Below are 16,095 nucleotides of genomic sequence, written 5' to 3' on the forward strand. Positions count from 1 at the left end.
CACAGCATGTTAAGCATCAAGAATTTGAAAGTCAGCGTGGAAGGCAACGAGATCCTCAAGGGATTGGATCTGGAGATCAAACCGGGCGAAGTGCACGCCATCATGGGGCCGAACGGCTCGGGCAAGAGCACGCTGTCCGCCACGCTGGCCGGGCGTGAAGAGTACGAAGTGACCGAAGGGGAAGTCACCTTCAAGGGCAAGGACCTGCTGGAGTTGGATCCGGAAGATCGCGCGGGCGAAGGCGTGTTCCTGGCGTTCCAGTACCCGGTCGAGATCCCCGGCGTCAGCAACCACTTCTTCCTGCAGACGTCGGTCAACGCGGTGCGCAAATACCGCGAACAGGAGCCGCTGGATCGCTTTGACTTCGCCGATTTCATCGAAGAGAAGATCGCGCTGCTGGATATGCCGGCCGATCTGCTGACGCGTTCGGTCAACGTCGGCTTTTCCGGCGGCGAGAAAAAGCGCAACGACATTCTGCAGATGGCGGCGCTGGAGCCGGATCTGTGCATTCTCGATGAAACCGACTCCGGTCTGGACATCGATGCGCTCAAAATCGTCGCCAACGGCGTCAACTCGCTGCGGGACGGCAAGCGCGCCTTTATCATCGTCACGCACTACCAGCGCATTTTGGACTACATCCAGCCGGATTACGTACACGTGCTGTCCCAGGGGCGCATCGTCAAATCCGGCGATTTCTCGCTGGTGAAACAGTTGGAGGAGCAAGGCTATGGCTGGCTTACCGACCAACAGTAACGCCAACGCGTTGCAGCAGCTGTATCGTCTGTTCGAAGGCCGCGGCGGCGAGCGTTCGCCCCATGCGCTGGCGCACTGGCAGCAGGCGCTGAGACTCGGCTGGCCGACGCGCAAACATGAGAACTGGAAATACACGCCGCTCGAGAGCCTGCTGGAGCAGCACTTCCTTGAGCCGCAGCCCGCATCCGTGAGCGCCGCGCAGCTCGAGGCGCTGGCGCTCGGTATCGACGCCTGCCGGCTGGTGTTTATCGACGGCCGATACAGTGCCGCGCTCAGCGATGGCGATCTGGGCGACTACCAGTTCGAGCTGACCGCTTACGGCACGCCGCAGGCGCTGCCGGAGCCCATTCAGCCCGAAGTCTTCCTGCATCTGACCGAAAGCCTGGCGCAGGAAACCAGCCTGATCCGTTTGCCGGCCGGCAAAGCCCCCACATGGCCGCTGTACCTGCTGCATATCAGCAGCGGCCGCGGCGTGAGCGGGGAAGTGAATACCGTGCATCATCGTCATCATCTGGAGATCGGACGCGGGGCCGAGGCGGAAGTGATCGAACACTATGTCAGCCTGGGCGAGGCCGCGCACTTTACCGGCGCGCGCCTGACCGCCAACGTGGCGGACAACGCCGTGCTGTTGCACTGCAAGCTGGCGTTTGAAAGCCGGCCGAGCTACCACTTTGCCCATAACGATCTGGTCATCGGCCGCGACGCGCGGGTGAAAAGCGACAGTTTCCTGCTGGGCGCCGGCCTGACGCGCCACAACACCAGCGCGCAGCTGAACGGCGAAGGCGCCAATCTGGTGATCAACAGCCTGGTGCTGCCGGTGGGCAAGGAGATCTGCGATACCCGCACCTATCTGGAACACAACAAGGGCTACTGCGAAAGCCGCCAGCTGCATAAAACCGTGGTCAGCGATCGCGGCAAAGCGGTGTTCAACGGCATGATCAAAGTGGCCAAACACGCCATCAAAACCGATGGGCAGATGACCAACCACAATCTATTGTTGGGGAAAGTGGCGGAAGTGGATACCAAGCCGCAGCTGGAGATCTACGCTGACGACGTCAAGTGCAGCCACGGCGCCACCGTGGGGCGTATCGATGAAGAACAGCTGTTTTATCTGCAGTCGCGCGGCATCGACAAACGCGCGGCGCAGCAGATGATTATCTTCGCCTTCGCCGCCGAGCTGACCGAAGGCATCGCCAACGACACTATCCGGGAACGGGTGCTGGCGCGCATCGCCCAGCGCCTGCCGGGGGAGGCTGCATGAGTTATCCGATTGAACGCGTGCGCGGAGACTTCCCGCTGCTGGCGCGCGAGGTGAACGGCCAACCGCTGGCCTACCTCGACAGCGCCGCCAGCGCGCAGAAACCGCAGACGGTGATCGACCGCGAACTGGATTTCTATCGCCACGGCTATGCCGCGGTGCATCGCGGCATCCACACCCTGAGCGCCGAGGCGACTCAGCAGATGGAAGCTGTGCGGGAACAGGCGGCGCGCTTTATCAACGCCGCCTCGGCGGAAGAGATGGTGTTCGTCAAGGGCACCACCGAAAGCATCAACCTGGTGGCCAACAGCTTTGGCCGCCACCGGCTGCAGCCGGGCGACGCGATTCTCATCACCGAGATGGAACACCACGCCAACATCGTGCCCTGGCAGATGTTGGCGCAGGAGCGCGGTCTGCAACTGCGGGTGTGGCCGCTGCAGAGCGACGGCACGCTGGATCTGGCGCGGTTGCCGGAACTGGTCGACGCGTCCTGCAAACTGCTGGCGCTGACCGAGGTCTCCAACGTGCTGGGCACCGTCAACCCGGTGCGCGACATCATCGCTCGCGCCAGAGCCCTGGCGCCGGATCTGACTGTGCTGGTGGACGGCGCGCAGGCGGTGATGCACCAGCGCGTCGATGTTCAGGCGCTGGACTGCGATTTCTACGTGTTTTCCGGCCATAAGCTGTATGGCCCTTCCGGCATCGGCATGCTGTATGGGCGCCAGGCGCTCCTGCAGCAGATGCCGCCGTGGGAAGGGGGCGGTTCGATGATCCGTCAGGTCAGCCTGACGGCGGGCACCACCTTCGCCGATCCGCCCTGGCGCTTCGAGGCCGGTTCGCCGAATACCGCCGGCATCATGGGGCTGGGCGCGGCGTTCGATTACGTCGAAGCCCTGGGGCTGAATGCGATCCGCGATTATGAACAGTCGCTGATGCATTACGCGCTTGAGGCGCTCAAGCAGGTGCCGACGCTGAAAATCTATGGTCCGGCGCATCGGGCCGGGGTGATCGCCTTCAATTTGGGGGAACACCATGCCTATGACGTCGGCAGCTTCCTCGATCAATACGGCATCGCCATTCGCACCGGCCACCATTGCGCCATGCCGCTGATGGCGTTTTATCAGGTGCCGAGCATGTGCCGCGCGTCGCTGGCGTTATATAATACCCGCGAAGAGGTGGACCGGCTGGTGGCCGGGCTGCAACGCATTCATCAGCTGTTAGGCTAGCCGGGGCGCGTCCTCGGCGGTACAAAAGGATCCCCATGGCGAATTTGCCGGACAAAGACAAATTGGTGCGTAATTTCTCCCGCTGTTTGAACTGGGAGGAGAAATACCTGTACGTGATTGAACTCGGCGCCAAATTGCCGCCGCTGGACGAGGCCGAGCGGCAGGCCGAGAACCTGATTTCCGGCTGCCAGAGCCAGGTGTGGATCGTGATGGGCCGCGATGAGCAAGGGCAGGTCGAATTCCATGGCGATAGCGACGCGGCGATCGTCAAAGGGCTGCTGGCGGTGGTGTTTATTCTTTATCGTCAATTGACGCCACAGCAAATCGTCGAGCTCGACGTGCGGCCGTTTTTCACCGAGCTGGCGCTCAGCCAACATCTGACGCCTTCGCGCTCGCAGGGGCTGGAGGCGATGATCCGCGCCATTCGCAGTAAAGCCGCTCAGCTGGCCTGATCCTTAACGCCACTGCTCTTTAAAGGCTCATTGATATATTCGCTTTGTCAATGAGTCTTTACAATCCGCCGTTTTCCCCAGGGTTCATCCCCCAATTCAGTGATATTTCAGCAGCTTACCCATTGACGTTTCGTTGACAATCAACGACGGCGATTACGTTATAACGTGTTGATTTTTAGAGAACTTATTGCCTTTGATGCCAGCGTTGCTAGTATTAATCAGGTATTGTCTGATTTACCCACCGCCAGGCGCTCGTTAGCCTTGGGGGCGAACCGTCATAAAAAATATAGGGATGATAATGAAACGTGCGTTGAGTTTAATGGGCATGGTCTTCGCCACCGTACTGGCCGGCACGCAGGCCGCCAGTGCGACCGAATACCCGCTGCCGCCGCCGGACAGCCGTCTGATCGGTGAAAACACCACTTATACCGTGCCAAACGACGGCCGTCCGCTGGAGGCGATCGCCGCCGACTACAAGATTGGCCTGCTGGGCATGCTGGAAGCCAACCCCGGCACCGATCCGTTCCTGCCTAAGCCGGGTACGGTGCTGACCATTCCGACCCAAATGCTGCTGCCTGACACCAAGCGTGAAGGGATTATCGTCAACCTGGCCGAGCTGCGCCTTTACTACTATCCGAAAGGCGAGAATAAAGTGATCGTCTATCCGATCGGTATCGGCCAGACCGGGATGCACACGCCGCTGGAGGTGACTTCCATCAGCCAAAAGATCCCTAACCCGACCTGGACGCCCACCGCTAACATCCGCAAGCGCTATCAATCCCAGGGCGTGACGCTGCCTGCGGTGGTGCCGGCCGGCCCTGAGAACCCGATGGGGCTGTTCGCCCTGCGTCTGGCGATGGGGCGCGGTGAATACCTGATCCACGGCACCAACGCCAACTTCGGTATCGGCATGCGCGTCAGCTCCGGCTGTATTCGCCTGCGTCCGACGGATATCGAGGCGCTGTTCAACATGGTGCCGCGCGGTACGCGGGTGCAAGTGATCAACGATCCGGTGAAGATTTCGGTCGAGCCGGACGGCAAACGCTATGTGGAAGTGCACCAGCCGCTGTCGCGGGTGGAAAGCGACGATCCGCAGACCATGCCGATCGCGTTGTCTAAAGCGGAGAAAGCCTTTGCTGCCGATGGGCAAACCGATCGCGCCGTGTTCGATAGCGCGGTTGTACGCCGCTCTGGCATGCCGGTGCTGGTCAACGTAGGGGAGAGCCCGTCTGAGGTGAGTTTAACGCCTGCAGCGGCTCCTGCGGCGAATAAGAGCCCATTCAAGGCAGCGCCAATCAGCTCGGTGAACTAAGTTTGCCGGATTGAGCGGTCGAAGAGGGGTTCAGCGTGCTGAACCTCTTTTTTTTGCCTGCCGCGCTGGAAAGCCCAGGCCGACAAACAGACAAAAAAAACGGCGCACAATGTGCGCCGTTTTCAATAACCAAAGCTATCTTACTTTTTGTAAGCGTGAGCTTGGTTGTCCAGACGCTGGTTAGCGCGTGCTGCGTCGTCTTTAGCCGCTTGAACGTCAGAACGCATTGCGTTCACGTCGTTGCTCAGCTGATCAACTTTAGCGTTCAGAGTCTGAACGTCAGAAGACAGTTGATCGATTTTAGCGTTGCTAGAGCAGCCAGCCAGCAGAGTGGAACCCAGGATTACCGCGCCCAGTACCAGTTTAGTACGATTCATTATAACACCCTCTAGATTGAGTTAATCTCCATGTAGCGTTACAAGTATTACACAAACTTTTTTCGAAAGAGAATAATTTTTTAGTGTTGAGGTGCTTTATTTTGATCGTTCGCTCAAACTTGCATCTGGTTTTACAAATTAGTTAAAAAAACGAGGGAAAACAGCCGGCTTCCATGGGACTACTCCGATTTGTTATTAGCTAAATAATGAGCAGATCGCGGTTGCGTTTTGAGAAAAATAGTTTACTGCCGATAAAAAAAACGCCGCAAAGCGGCGTTTTGATCAAGATAATTATGTCACGTTTTATATTACAGCACGTGTACCGAGGCGGTGTTGGTGGTGCCGCTCGGCACCAGCGCGCCGGAAACCATCACCACGACGTCGCCTTTTTGCGCCAGGCCGCTGGCCAGCGCGGCTTCTTTACCAATGCGGTAGAAGTCATCGGTGGAGGCGATTTCTTTGACCATCTGCGGGATAACGCCCTTGCTCAGCACCAGCTGATGCGCGGTGGTCTGGTTGGTGGTCAGCGCCAGGATCACGGCGTTCGGGAAGTATTTACGCACGGATTTCGCTGACTTGCCGCCGCTGGTGGCGACGACGATCAGCGGTGCGTCCAGTTTTTCGGCGGTTTCAACCGCGCCGCGGCATACCGCTTCGGTGATGCGCAGCTTGCGGCGATCGTTCAGGGTATCGATGCGGCTTGGCATCACGCGATCGGTGCGTTCGCAGATGGTCGCCATGATGTTGACCGCTTCCAGCGGGTATTTGCCCTTGGCGCTTTCGCCGGACAGCATGACGGCGTCGGTGCCGTCCAGAATGGCGTTGGCGACGTCACCGGCTTCCGCACGGGTAGGGCGCGGGTTCTTGATCATGGAATCGAGCATCTGGGTGGCGGTGATCACCACTTTACGCGCACGGTTGCATTTTTCGATCATCATCTTCTGGGCGAAGATCACTTCTTCTACCGGGATTTCAACGCCCAGATCGCCGCGGGCAACCATGATGCCGTCGGACGCTTCGAGAATTTCGTCGAAGTTGTTCAGGCCTTCCTGGTTCTCGATCTTGGAGATGATCTGGATCTGCTCGCCGCCGTGCGCTTTCAGGTGCTCGCGGATCTCCAGCACGTCGGAGCGTTTACGGATAAAGGACGCCGCCACGAAGTCGACGCCTTGCTCGCAGCCGAAGATCAGGTCGCGTTTGTCTTTCTCGGCCAGCGCAGGCAGTTGGATGGACACGCCCGGCAGGTTGACGCCTTTGTTCTCGCCCAGGTCGCCGTTGTTTAGCACCTTGCAAACGACTTCGTTCTCGGTCACGTTGGTGACTTCCATGCCGATCAGGCCGTCGTCAACCAGCACGGTGTTGCCGATCTTCAGGTCGGCGGCGAAGCCGGCGTAGGTCACCGCCACGCGTTCGCTGTTGCCGATCACGCTCTGGTCGGTGGTGAAGGTGAAGGTTTGGCCGGCGACCAGAGAGGCGTCTTTGCCGCCTTCCAGTTTCATGGTGCGAATTTCCGGGCCTTTGGTATCCAGCAGGATGCCGGCGTTGATACCGGTTTTCGCCATCACGGCGCGCATGTTCTTGATGCGGTTGCCGTGCTCTTCATAGTCGCCGTGAGAGAAGTTGAGACGCATCACGTTCATGCCCGCATTGAGCAGGTTGGTCAGCATTTCTTCCGATTCGGTTTTTGGACCGATGGTACAAACAATTTTGGTCTTTTTCATGGCGGAGTTTTCTACAAGTTGTGATGGATAAAAAAACGAATTTGACCGGCGTTGTTTACGCCGATAGGGAATTTGAGCCGTGCCTGGTGGTGAAAAACATAGTTAAGGATAGGTGACGACAGTTGATGTGGGGCGGAAAAATTCAGCCCGCGCGGGGGCGCGGGGATGCTGCGCAACGGGGTGAGATTAAATCGTGTTGTTATTGCGTTTTCGCAGATCAAGGGCTGAAACCATTCAACTGATAGACGTTGCGCATTATAAAGGCTAAGCGGCGGGAAACAAAATAAAAAACCGCGGCGGTGCGGCGGATATGTCAAAACGAGGGCAAATGTGGCGCAAATGCAACGCGTTGCGTACGGCTTGTTGCGCAAATAACCTTGCTGTAAATGCGGCTTAGCGCGTTTGCGGGATTTCCAGCAGCACACCGGCGCTCAGGCAGAAGCAGCCGCTGGCGACGTTGGCCGGCAGGGTCAGGCTCTCGCCGGCCCGCACTGTCCGCGTGTCGCCGCCGAGGGTGAACTCGAATTCACCCGATATCACCCGGGTTTGCAGCGCGTGCGCGGGTTTTTGCAGCTGGCCGAAGGCCCCGGTCTCGAAACGCACTTCCGCTGCCGGCGAACCGTCGCTCATCACGCCTTCACGACGGGCAAGGCCATTGTCGAGCGGTAAAAAGGCGGTGTTGGCGGTGAAAGTGGTCATGTGGCGTTCCTGATGGCTGATGGCGGTAGTTCGGCGCAATCGACATGAAAAATCGAGCGGTCGGGCAGAGACGAAACAGCGAGAATTATAACGCGATAGGGGGAGAGGTGAATCAGCAATATGGTGCGTCCGAGTGGACTCGAACCACCGACCCCCACCATGTCAAGGTGGTGCTCTAACCAACTGAGCTACGGACGCACTGCACTGCTTCTGAAATTTGGTGCGTCCGAGTGGACTCGAACCACCGACCCCCACCATGTCAAGGTGGTGCTCTAACCAACTGAGCTACGGACGCACTGTACTGCTTCTGGAATTTGGTGCGTCCGAGTGGACTCGAACCACCGACCCCCACCATGTCAAGGTGGTGCTCTAACCAACTGAGCTACGGACGCATCTTTTCCTGTCTGTCATGGCTGACAGCGGGGACGAATATTAACGAGCTACCCGCGTGCTGGCAAGGGGAAAAACGCAATTTTATTCGGTATTTCACGCGATTGCTGAGGTTGTGCGCAGACAGGCGTTTTTTTCCGCAACCCGCTGCCCGGCCGGGGAGAAAACCGGCCGGGAAGGGACTCAGCGGGTAGAACGCTGCAGGATGACGGTGGTCGGCTGTTTCTGCAGCCAGCGCATGCGCAGCGCCATCATGATGGCGGCGAAGGTCAGGCCGATGATAAAGCCGATCCAGAAACCGCTCGGCCCCATCGCCGGCACCACCGCATCGGTCAGCGCCAGCAGATAGCCGCTCGGCAGGCCCAACACCCAGTAAGCGATGAAGGTAATGAAGAAGATCGCGCGAGTATCTTTATAACCGCGCAGCACGCCGCTGCCGATCACCTGGATTGAATCCGAGATTTGATACAGCGCCGCCAGCAGCATCAGCTGCGAGGCCATCGCCACCACCGCCGGGCTGTCGTTGTACAGCAGGGCGATCGGTTCGCGGAAGGTGGCGGTAAACAGCGCAGTGCAGACAGCCATGGTGATGCCGACGCCGATGGCGGAGTAAGCGGCGACGCGCGCGCCTTCCACCGACCCTTCTCCCAGACGATAACCGACGCGAATGGTGGCGCCGACGCCCAGCGACAGCGGCAACACGAACATCAGCGCGCTGAAGTTAAGCGCGATCTGGTGGCCGGCGACCGCGACGATCCCGAGCGGCGACACCAGCAGAGCCACCACGGCGAATAGGGTGACTTCGAAGAACAGCGCCAGCGCCACCGGCATGCCGATGCCGATCAGGCGCTTCAGCGCCGCCCAGTCCGGGCCGCCGAGATCGCCTGCCTGGCGCTTGATGTCGCGCTGCGACGGCGCGCGCTTCACGTACCAGCGCATCATCAGGAACATGATCCAGTAGACGCTGCCGGTGGCGACGCCGCAGCCCACGCCGCCCAGCTCCGGCATGCCGAACTTGCCGTAGATGAAGATGTAGTTGATCGGGATATTCACCAGCAGGCCGAGGAAGCCGATCACCATGCCGGGCTTGGTTTTGGACAGCCCTTCGCACTGGTTGCGCATCACCTGGAAGAACAGATAGCCCGGCGCGCCCCACATGATGGCGTGCAGATAACCGACGGCTTTATCCGCCAGCTGCGGATCGATGTTGTGCATCATGTCGATGACGAATTTGCAGTTATACAGCACGACGATCAACAGCACGGAAACGCCGGAGGCCAGCCAGAAGCCCTGACGCACCTGATGGGCGATACGATCGCGACGGCCGGCGCCGTTTAACTGGGCGATCACCGGGGTCAGCGCCAGCAGCAGGCCGTGGCCGAACAGGATGGCCGGCAGCCAGATAGAGGTGCCGACCGCAACCGCCGCCATATCGGTGGCGCTGTAAGCGCCGGCCATGATGGTATCCACCACGCCCATGGCGGTTTGCGAGATTTGCGCGATGATCACCGGGATAGCGAGAGCCAATAAACTACGCGCTTCAATTAAGTACTTCTGCACGCATACACCTTTCTATTTTATATATGTGGGAGGGAGGGCTGCCGCGAGAGGACAACAATTAAAATAGCGGAATTTTGTCAAAAAATATTGTACCTGCTCGGCGTCGTTAAGCAAACGCCGCAGATAAATAGTTATTAAATGCGCAGGGACGCGTTTTTTGCCGTCGCGGATTTGGTTTTCAGCGCCAACTGGGGCAAACTGCCGGAAGCGTTTTAATCTATTGAGTAAGAAGAGGCACATATGTTCACCGGTATCGTACAAGGCACCGCGCCGCTGGTCGCCATTGATGAGAAACCCAATTTCCGCACCCATGTGATCGAGATGCCTGCAGAATTGCTGCCGGGGCTGGAGCTGGGCGCGTCGGTGGCCCATAACGGCTGCTGCCTGACCGTCACCGCGGTGGAAGGCAATCGCGTCAGCTTCGATTTGATCAAGGAAACGTTGCGCCTGACCAACCTCGGCGATCTGGCGTTGGGCGACATCGTCAATATCGAGCGCGCGGCGAAATTCAATGATGAAATTGGCGGTCATTTGATGTCCGGCCATATTATCTGCACGGCGGAAGTGGCCAAAATTTATACCTCGGAAAATAACCGTCAGGTATGGCTGCGCATGCCGAATGCGGAATTGATGAAATATGTGCTGCACAAAGGTTTCATCGGCATCGACGGCATTAGCCTGACCATCGGCGAAGTGGTGAATAACCGTTTCTGCGTGCATCTGATCCCGGAAACCCTGGAGCGCACTACGCTGGGTAAAAAACGCCTGGGCGATAAGGTGAACATCGAGATCGATCCGCAGACGCAGGCGGTAGTGGACACCGTCGAACGCGTGCTGGCCAATCGGGAAGCGACGCTGGCGGCGGCGGTGGCGCCGGCGCACAAAGACTGACAGCGATTCGGGCGTTGCCGCCGGAGTCGAATCATAAGCAGAGAGGAGAAACGCGTGAAGTTTTATGGGAAAACGTTGTTGTTAACCGCGTTGCTGGCGCTGAGCGCCTGCAGCAGTTCACCTGAGCAGGGCGGCGGCGCGCAAGTGGCCGATGCGGACGATACCTGCGGCGCTTCGCAGTATCAAAACTACGTCGGCAAGCCGATGACGTCGCTGGAAGGCGTGCGGATCGAATCCAAGGTGCGCGCCATTCCGTACAACTCTGCCGTCACCATGGATTTCAACCTGCGCCGTCTGAACTTCCTCGGCGATAGCAACGATAAAATCATCCGCGTTTACTGCGGCTAAGCCGCCTGGTTCGAAAGAGCAAAAAAAAGCCCCGGCGATGAGGTTGCCGGGGCTTTTTTTATTAGGGGAGCGTTCAGCGTGCGACGCGGATGCCGCCTTCAACGCCTTTCGGGCTGAACACCACCTGCCACAGCTGCAGATCGCGCGCCCGAAACGCGCCGGCGCAGGCGTTCAGGTAATAGCTGAACATCCGCTCGAAGCGCTCGGAATAACGTGGAGCAAGCTGCGGCCACGCCTGCTTGAAGCGCTCGAACCAGGCCATCAGCGTGCGATCGTAGTCGGCGCCGATGTTGTGCCAGTCTTCCATCACGAAATGGCCTTCGCTGGCCTCGGCGATATGCCTCACCGAGGGCAGGCAGCCGTTCGGGAAGATATATTTGTTGATCCACGGATCGACGTTCATGTCGGTCTTGTTGGAACCGATGGTGTGCAGCAGGAACAGGCCGTGCGGCGCCAGATTGCGCTCTACCACGTTGAAATAGGTGCGATAGTTTTTCGGCCCGACGTGCTCGAACATGCCGACCGAGACGATGCGATCGAACTGCTGATGCAGATCGCGATAATCCTGCAGCAGGATCTGCACGTCCAGCCCGGCGCAGCGTGCCTGAGCCAGCTTCTGCTGCTCGGCGGAAATGGTCACGCCGACCACCGACACGCCGTAATTTTTCGCCGCATAGGCGGAGAGGCCGCCCCAGCCGCAGCCGATGTCCAGCAAGCGCATGCCCGGCTGCAGCTGCAGTTTTTCGCAGATCATCCGCAGTTTCGCTTCTTGCGCTTCCTCCAGCGTGGCGGCGTCTTTCCAGTAGCCGCAGGAGTACTGCATGTAAGGATCGAGCATCAGCGTAAACAGATCGTTGCCAAGATCGTAATGCTCTTTGCCGACGATCCAGGCGCGCTTTTTCGATTGCAGATTGGTCAGGCGCGCCGCGGCGATACGCAGGGTATCTTTCAGGTGGTGGGGGAGCTTCTTCTCCAGCCCGGCGCTGACCACGCGCTGGAAGAATATATCCAGCCGTTCGCACTCCCACCAACCATCCATATAGCTCTCGCCGAGACCCAGGGAGCCTTGCTGCAAAACGCGTTTAAAGAATTCGGGGTTTTTAACCTGAATATCGAAAGGGCGCGATCCGTTAATTTCGATACCGGCCAGACCGAGCATTTCGTGCGCGATACGGTACCACTGGTTATCCTGGATGCTCAGATCTTCTATACACGATGAACTCATAGCTTCTCCATCACCTTCTTCTGACTGATGACCCGTTAGGAAACAGCTTAGACAATTTCTGCGGGTGCATACGTATACCGACGGGAAATAAGCCCGCGGCGTCTGATATCCGACTATGAACAGAGGAAATTTAAAGAAGCGACCCGACGCAAACGGCGCGGGATAAACGCGTCTTCAAAAAAAGAGTGTGACGCAAGACGCGTACACAACAGCTAATTGAGATATAGAGATTATAAGGTGTTACTTTACAAGGTTGTTTTTGAGTATAGGCGCGCCGAGGCATTGACTCAACTGTAAATCGCACTCGGCACGCATATTCTTTAAGTGATTATTTAGCTTGGCAATTATGACGCTGAGTTAGCATGTTCGCGCGGCGTTTCTTGCGGCGCCTTGGCCGCTTTTCCCCGCTGCAGGAAATACCCCAGCGCGGCCAGTATCACCGTGGACACCATCACCGTCACCGTCGCCAACAGCGGCTGCGCAATAAACGTCGATACCAGCATGCTCGCCACGAAACACAGCCCCAGCTGCAGCGTATTTTGCAGCGCGGCGGCTTTGCCGCTGCTGTCCGGGAACGGCATCAGCGCGTTGGCCACCATGATCGGATAGCCGGCGCCGTTGACCAGCGCCATCACGCAGAACGGGATCAGGAGCGTGGTGAGCGTCGGGTTGGTCAGGGTCGCCACCAGATACAGAGCCACCATGCTGACAGCATAAGCTACCAGCAGCCACGGCAGCAGGGTTTTGCCATTGATGCGCTTGAGCGCGGCGCGGCACCCGTAACCGCCCAGCAGGAAGGCCAGCGTCTGCGGCACATAGCTCAGGCCGATGTCGCTCGGGCCGTAGCCCATATCACCGAGGATAAACGGCGAGCCGGTCAGCCAGGCGAAGAAACCGGCCGAACAGGCGGCGTACATGGCGACATTGCCGCTGAATACCGGGGATTTCAATAATTGCCAAAAACTGACGCTGCTTTTTGGCGCGTCGACGGCGGGTTTTGGCCTGGCGTTCTCTTTGAGCAGCAGCGTCGGCAGCAGCAACAAGGCGGTGATGGCCAGCAGCACGGCGAAGATCGCGCGCCAGCTGGCGTGGTTCAGCAGCCAGGCGCCCAGCAGCGGCGCCAGCGCCGGCGATAGCGCCACCAGCGGCATGATGGTGGCGAATACGCGGTTGGCCTGGCCTTCACGATAGCGGTCGACCACCAGCGCTTGCCAGATGGCGGCGGCGGAACAGACGCCTACGGCCTGAATAAAGCGCAGTATCCAGAGCTGCGCGGCATTTTCCACCCACAGCATGCCCAGGCAGCCGAGCGCGAACAGCGTCAGGCCAATCAACAATACCGGTTTGCGCCCCAGACGGTCGGAGAGCGGCCCCCACAGCAGCTGCGCGAAGGCGAAGCCGGCCAAAAAGATGCTCAGGCTGGCGCTGACCGCGCCGGCGGAAATTTGCAGTTCCTCCCGCATGGCGCCGAAGGCGGGCAGGTACATATCGGTCGCCAGATAACCCAGCATGCTCAGGCCGGCGAGGTAGAACATAAAACCAAAGGAATTTCGCATGGTATTTCTCGTTAATATTTTAGTGTCGCAGGTTTTTAGCGCTGGCCAGTGTATCCGGCTGGATCTCTGCTTGTGAAACGGTAATATTTGCAAAGTGCTGTTAAAAAAATTGAAGGCAAAGCGATGTGGTCTGAATATTCTCTCGAGGTCGTTGATGCGGTGGCGCGCACCGGCAGTTTCAGCGCGGCGGCGCAGGAGCTGCACCGGGTGCCGTCGGCGGTAAGTTATACCGTGCGGCAGCTGGAGCAATGGCTGGCGGTGCCGCTGTTTGAGCGGCGTCACCGAGATGTGGAACTGACGCCGGCCGGCGCGCTGTTTATCAAGGATGCGCGAGCTGTTATCAAAAAAATGCTCGACACCCGCCGCCACTGTCAACAGGTGGCCAACGGCTGGCGCGGTCAGCTGAATATCGCGGTGGACATCATCGTCAAACCGCAGCGCAGCCGCCAGCTGGTGCTGGATTTCTACCGTCATTTCCCCGACGTCGAGTTGATGCTGCAACCCGAGGTGTTTAACGGCGTGTGGGATGCGTTGGTGGACGGCAGGGTGGACATGGCGATCGGCGCCACCCGCGCGGTGCCGGTCGGCGGCGGCTTCGCTTTCCGCGACATGGGGGATATGAACTGGCTGTGCGTAGTCAGCCCACAGCATCCGCTGGCGCAGCTGGCAGGGCCGTTGAATGACGATCGGTTGAGGCCGTACCCTGCGCTTTGTCTGGAAGACACCTCGCGCAATCTGCCCAAGCGCGTCACCTGGACGCTGGATAACCAGCGGCGGCTGGTGGTGCCGGACTGGACCTCGGCGCTCGACTGTTTGTGCGCCGGATTGTGCGTCGGCATGATGCCGGCGCATCTGGCGCTGCCGCGGGTGCAGCGCGGTGAGCTGAAGGCGTTGCAGTTGCAGCAGCCGTTTCCCGCCAGCCCCTGCTGCCTGACCTGGCAACAGGATAAACCGTCACCGGCGATGAGTTGGCTGCTGGCGTATTTGGGCGATGGCGAGACGCTGAATCAGGAGTGGCTGAGTGAGGCGGCACCGGAAGCCGCGCCGGCTTCCGGTAGGGAGGACGATCAGCGGCGGTAGTCGATGAACGGACCGTCGGCGACCGAACGGCGTTCGACCAGCTTCGGATGCACTTCGATCACCTGCGATTCTTCGCGCTTGCTGATGATGCGATCCAGCAGCATGGTGAAGGCCATTTCGCCCAGACGCTCTTTCGGCTGATGAATGGTGGTCAGCGCCGGGGTGAAGTAGCGGGCGTTGCGCACGTTGTCGTAGCCGATCACGGAAATATCCTGCGGCACCCGCAGCCCCAGTTCGTCGGCGGCGCAGATGGCGCCCATCGCCATGATGTCGCCGCCGCAGAATACTGCGGTCGGTCGCTGTTTTTGCGACAGAATTTGATGCATCGCCTTGTAACCGGACTCCGGCTCGAAGTCACCCTGGACTATCCACTCTTCGCGAATATCGATATGCGCTTCCTGCAGCGCCTTCATGAAGCCCTGATGCCGACCGCCGCCGGTGTTGCGCGACAGCTGGCCCGGGATAGCGCCGATATCGCGGTGGCCGCGTTCGATCAGATAACGCCCGGCCAGATAGCCGCCTTCGAACGCGTTATCGATGATGGTGTCGGTGAAGTCGCCGCGCGCGGCGCCCCAGTCCATTACCACCATCGGGATGTTGCGGTAGTCTTCCAGCATGCCCAGCAGCTGATCCGGGTATTCGGAACACATGACCAGCAGGCCGTCGACGCGCTTTTGCGCCAGCATCGCCAGGTAGGCGCGCTGTTTGTCCAGATTGTTGTGCGAGTTGCACAGGATCAGGGTATAGCCTTTGCTGTAGCAGCTGTTTTCCACCGCCTCGATCACTTCGGCAAAGTAGGGCGCTTCGCTCGAGGTGGCCAGCAGACCGATAGACTTGGTGTGATTGACTTTCAGGCTGCGCGCCACGGCGCTCGGCGAGTAGTGCAGCTCTTTGATGGCGGCCCACACGGCCGCTTTGGTCTCTTCGGCGACGAAACGAGTCTTATTGATGACGTGCGAAACGGTGGTGGTGGAAACGCCCGCGCGTTTGGCCACATCTTTAATCGTTGCCATGTAAGGAATGACTCCTGAACTCACATGTTTACAGCATGTAAGTGTGATGTTAATCGTTTGCCTACGTAGATCCTTCTCCAGAGAAGCGAAAACTGAGTTTTTAGTGTTGAAGTCGTCAGCGCTTAATCAGGAGGGGCATGAATGCCGGTACGCAGTTGTGAACTGCGAATTTTGTCGCATATTGAACAAAAGTGGAAGAGGTAATCGAGATTATAAACCGGGAAATGATAACAA

15 protein-coding genes and 3 tRNA genes are annotated in these 16,095 nt (G+C 58.8%); 8 read left to right on the top strand and 10 right to left on the bottom strand.

Annotated features, from left to right (window positions below):
- Nucleotides 1-6: 6 nt before the first annotated feature.
- From sufC to SERRSCBI_RS10475, 5 genes are all read left to right on the top strand, one after another.
- On the top strand, nucleotides 7-753 hold the full coding sequence (gene sufC, locus SERRSCBI_RS10455; RefSeq protein WP_016927936.1) for a Fe-S cluster assembly ATPase SufC: 747 nt from the start codon (nucleotides 7-9) through the stop codon (nucleotides 751-753).
- Nucleotides 728-2,014 carry a Fe-S cluster assembly protein SufD gene (gene sufD / locus SERRSCBI_RS10460; RefSeq protein ID WP_042784363.1) on the top strand — a complete coding sequence of 429 codons (1,287 nt, stop codon included), beginning with the start codon at nucleotides 728-730 and terminating at the stop codon, nucleotides 2,012-2,014. Before sufC ends, sufD begins: the two co-directional genes overlap by 26 nt.
- Nucleotides 2,011-3,237: a cysteine desulfurase SufS gene (gene sufS, locus SERRSCBI_RS10465; RefSeq protein WP_042784364.1), complete on the top strand. Its 1,227-nt coding sequence runs from the start codon at nucleotides 2,011-2,013 to the stop codon at nucleotides 3,235-3,237. The genes sufD and sufS overlap by 4 nt, the downstream gene beginning before the upstream one ends.
- A 35-nt stretch (nucleotides 3,238-3,272) precedes the next feature.
- Entirely contained in the window at nucleotides 3,273-3,689 is a 417-nt protein-coding gene (gene sufE / locus SERRSCBI_RS10470; protein ID WP_042784365.1) for a cysteine desulfuration protein SufE, read from the top strand.
- A 298-nt stretch (nucleotides 3,690-3,987) separates the two neighbouring features.
- On the top strand, nucleotides 3,988-5,001 hold the full coding sequence (locus SERRSCBI_RS10475; protein ID WP_033652724.1) for a L,D-transpeptidase family protein: 1,014 nt from the start codon (nucleotides 3,988-3,990) through the stop codon (nucleotides 4,999-5,001).
- A 140-nt stretch (nucleotides 5,002-5,141) separates the two neighbouring features.
- Here SERRSCBI_RS10475 and SERRSCBI_RS10480 read toward each other — a convergent pair whose 3' ends face one another.
- From SERRSCBI_RS10480 to SERRSCBI_RS10510, 7 genes are all read right to left on the bottom strand, one after another.
- Entirely contained in the window at nucleotides 5,142-5,378 is a 237-nt protein-coding gene (locus tag SERRSCBI_RS10480; protein WP_004931354.1) for a major outer membrane lipoprotein, read from the bottom strand.
- A 308-nt stretch (nucleotides 5,379-5,686) separates the two neighbouring features.
- Nucleotides 5,687-7,099 carry a pyruvate kinase PykF gene (gene pykF / locus SERRSCBI_RS10485; RefSeq protein WP_033642909.1) on the bottom strand — a complete coding sequence of 471 codons (1,413 nt, stop codon included), beginning with the start codon at nucleotides 7,097-7,099 and terminating at the stop codon, nucleotides 5,687-5,689.
- Nucleotides 7,100-7,492: 393 nt separating this feature from the next.
- Nucleotides 7,493-7,798, bottom strand: a complete 306-nt coding sequence (locus SERRSCBI_RS10490; RefSeq protein WP_033652725.1) for a cupin — start codon at nucleotides 7,796-7,798, stop codon at nucleotides 7,493-7,495.
- Nucleotides 7,799-7,919: 121 nt separating this feature from the next.
- A tRNA-Val gene (locus SERRSCBI_RS10495) sits at nucleotides 7,920-7,996 on the bottom strand.
- A gap of 20 nt (nucleotides 7,997-8,016) precedes the next feature.
- A tRNA-Val gene (locus SERRSCBI_RS10500) sits at nucleotides 8,017-8,093 on the bottom strand.
- A gap of 20 nt (nucleotides 8,094-8,113) precedes the next feature.
- Nucleotides 8,114-8,190, bottom strand: a tRNA-Val gene (locus tag SERRSCBI_RS10505).
- A 181-nt stretch (nucleotides 8,191-8,371) separates the two neighbouring features.
- Nucleotides 8,372-9,748 carry an MATE family efflux transporter gene (locus tag SERRSCBI_RS10510; RefSeq protein WP_033652604.1) on the bottom strand — a complete coding sequence of 459 codons (1,377 nt, stop codon included), beginning with the start codon at nucleotides 9,746-9,748 and terminating at the stop codon, nucleotides 8,372-8,374.
- A gap of 240 nt (nucleotides 9,749-9,988) precedes the next feature.
- Here SERRSCBI_RS10510 and SERRSCBI_RS10515 point away from each other — a divergent pair, with 240 nt between their 5' ends.
- Together SERRSCBI_RS10515 and SERRSCBI_RS10520 are read left to right on the top strand one after the other, a co-directional pair.
- Complete coding sequence (locus SERRSCBI_RS10515) at nucleotides 9,989-10,639, top strand: riboflavin synthase (RefSeq protein WP_033642912.1); 651 nt, start codon at nucleotides 9,989-9,991, stop codon at nucleotides 10,637-10,639.
- A gap of 54 nt (nucleotides 10,640-10,693) precedes the next feature.
- Entirely contained in the window at nucleotides 10,694-10,987 is a 294-nt protein-coding gene (locus SERRSCBI_RS10520) for an I78 family peptidase inhibitor (RefSeq protein WP_033642913.1), read from the top strand.
- A gap of 73 nt (nucleotides 10,988-11,060) precedes the next feature.
- Here the strand turns inward: SERRSCBI_RS10520 and cfa are convergent, their stop codons facing one another.
- Nucleotides 11,061-12,212, bottom strand: a complete 1,152-nt coding sequence (gene cfa / locus SERRSCBI_RS10525) for a cyclopropane fatty acyl phospholipid synthase (RefSeq protein ID WP_033642914.1) — start codon at nucleotides 12,210-12,212, stop codon at nucleotides 11,061-11,063.
- A 344-nt stretch (nucleotides 12,213-12,556) separates the two neighbouring features.
- The gene (gene punC / locus SERRSCBI_RS10530) at nucleotides 12,557-13,768 is read right to left on the bottom strand and encodes a purine nucleoside transporter PunC (protein ID WP_042784368.1); all 1,212 of its coding nucleotides are present in this window, start codon (nucleotides 13,766-13,768) and stop codon (nucleotides 12,557-12,559) included.
- 123 nt (nucleotides 13,769-13,891) lie between these two features.
- Between punC and punR the strand changes: the two genes are divergently transcribed.
- Nucleotides 13,892-14,848 carry a DNA-binding transcriptional activator PunR gene (punR, locus tag SERRSCBI_RS10535; protein ID WP_042784369.1) on the top strand — a complete coding sequence of 319 codons (957 nt, stop codon included), beginning with the start codon at nucleotides 13,892-13,894 and terminating at the stop codon, nucleotides 14,846-14,848.
- Here punR and purR read toward each other — a convergent pair.
- Nucleotides 14,836-15,861, bottom strand: coding sequence for an HTH-type transcriptional repressor PurR (purR, locus tag SERRSCBI_RS10540; RefSeq protein ID WP_004931336.1), 1,026 nt, complete (start codon nucleotides 15,859-15,861; stop codon nucleotides 14,836-14,838). The genes punR and purR overlap by 13 nt on opposite strands.
- Between the last annotated feature and the right edge of the window lie 234 nt (nucleotides 15,862-16,095).

The sequence above is a fragment of the Serratia sp. SCBI genome, from assembly GCF_000747565.1.
GTDB classification, from domain to species: Bacteria; Pseudomonadota; Gammaproteobacteria; order Enterobacterales; family Enterobacteriaceae; genus Serratia; species Serratia ureilytica.

What these genes read in the sequence shown, in the direction of transcription:
- cfa (WP_033642914.1), bottom strand. Translation starts at nt 12,212, where the DNA reads ATGAGTTCATCGTGTATAGAAGATCTGAGCATCCAGGATAACCAGTGG.
- sufD (WP_042784363.1), top strand. Translation starts at nt 728, where the DNA reads ATGGCTGGCTTACCGACCAACAGTAACGCCAACGCGTTGCAGCAGCTG.
- SERRSCBI_RS10490 (WP_033652725.1), bottom strand. Translation starts at nt 7,798, where the DNA reads ATGACCACTTTCACCGCCAACACCGCCTTTTTACCGCTCGACAATGGC.
- SERRSCBI_RS10480 (WP_004931354.1), bottom strand. Translation starts at nt 5,378, where the DNA reads ATGAATCGTACTAAACTGGTACTGGGCGCGGTAATCCTGGGTTCCACT.
- punC (WP_042784368.1), bottom strand. Translation starts at nt 13,768, where the DNA reads ATGCGAAATTCCTTTGGTTTTATGTTCTACCTCGCCGGCCTGAGCATG.
- SERRSCBI_RS10515 (WP_033642912.1), top strand. Translation starts at nt 9,989, where the DNA reads ATGTTCACCGGTATCGTACAAGGCACCGCGCCGCTGGTCGCCATTGAT.
- sufC (WP_016927936.1), top strand. Translation starts at nt 7, where the DNA reads ATGTTAAGCATCAAGAATTTGAAAGTCAGCGTGGAAGGCAACGAGATC.
- pykF (WP_033642909.1), bottom strand. Translation starts at nt 7,099, where the DNA reads ATGAAAAAGACCAAAATTGTTTGTACCATCGGTCCAAAAACCGAATCG.
- purR (WP_004931336.1), bottom strand. Translation starts at nt 15,861, where the DNA reads ATGGCAACGATTAAAGATGTGGCCAAACGCGCGGGCGTTTCCACCACC.
- sufS (WP_042784364.1), top strand. Translation starts at nt 2,011, where the DNA reads ATGAGTTATCCGATTGAACGCGTGCGCGGAGACTTCCCGCTGCTGGCG.
- punR (WP_042784369.1), top strand. Translation starts at nt 13,892, where the DNA reads ATGTGGTCTGAATATTCTCTCGAGGTCGTTGATGCGGTGGCGCGCACC.
- sufE (WP_042784365.1), top strand. Translation starts at nt 3,273, where the DNA reads ATGGCGAATTTGCCGGACAAAGACAAATTGGTGCGTAATTTCTCCCGC.
- SERRSCBI_RS10475 (WP_033652724.1), top strand. Translation starts at nt 3,988, where the DNA reads ATGAAACGTGCGTTGAGTTTAATGGGCATGGTCTTCGCCACCGTACTG.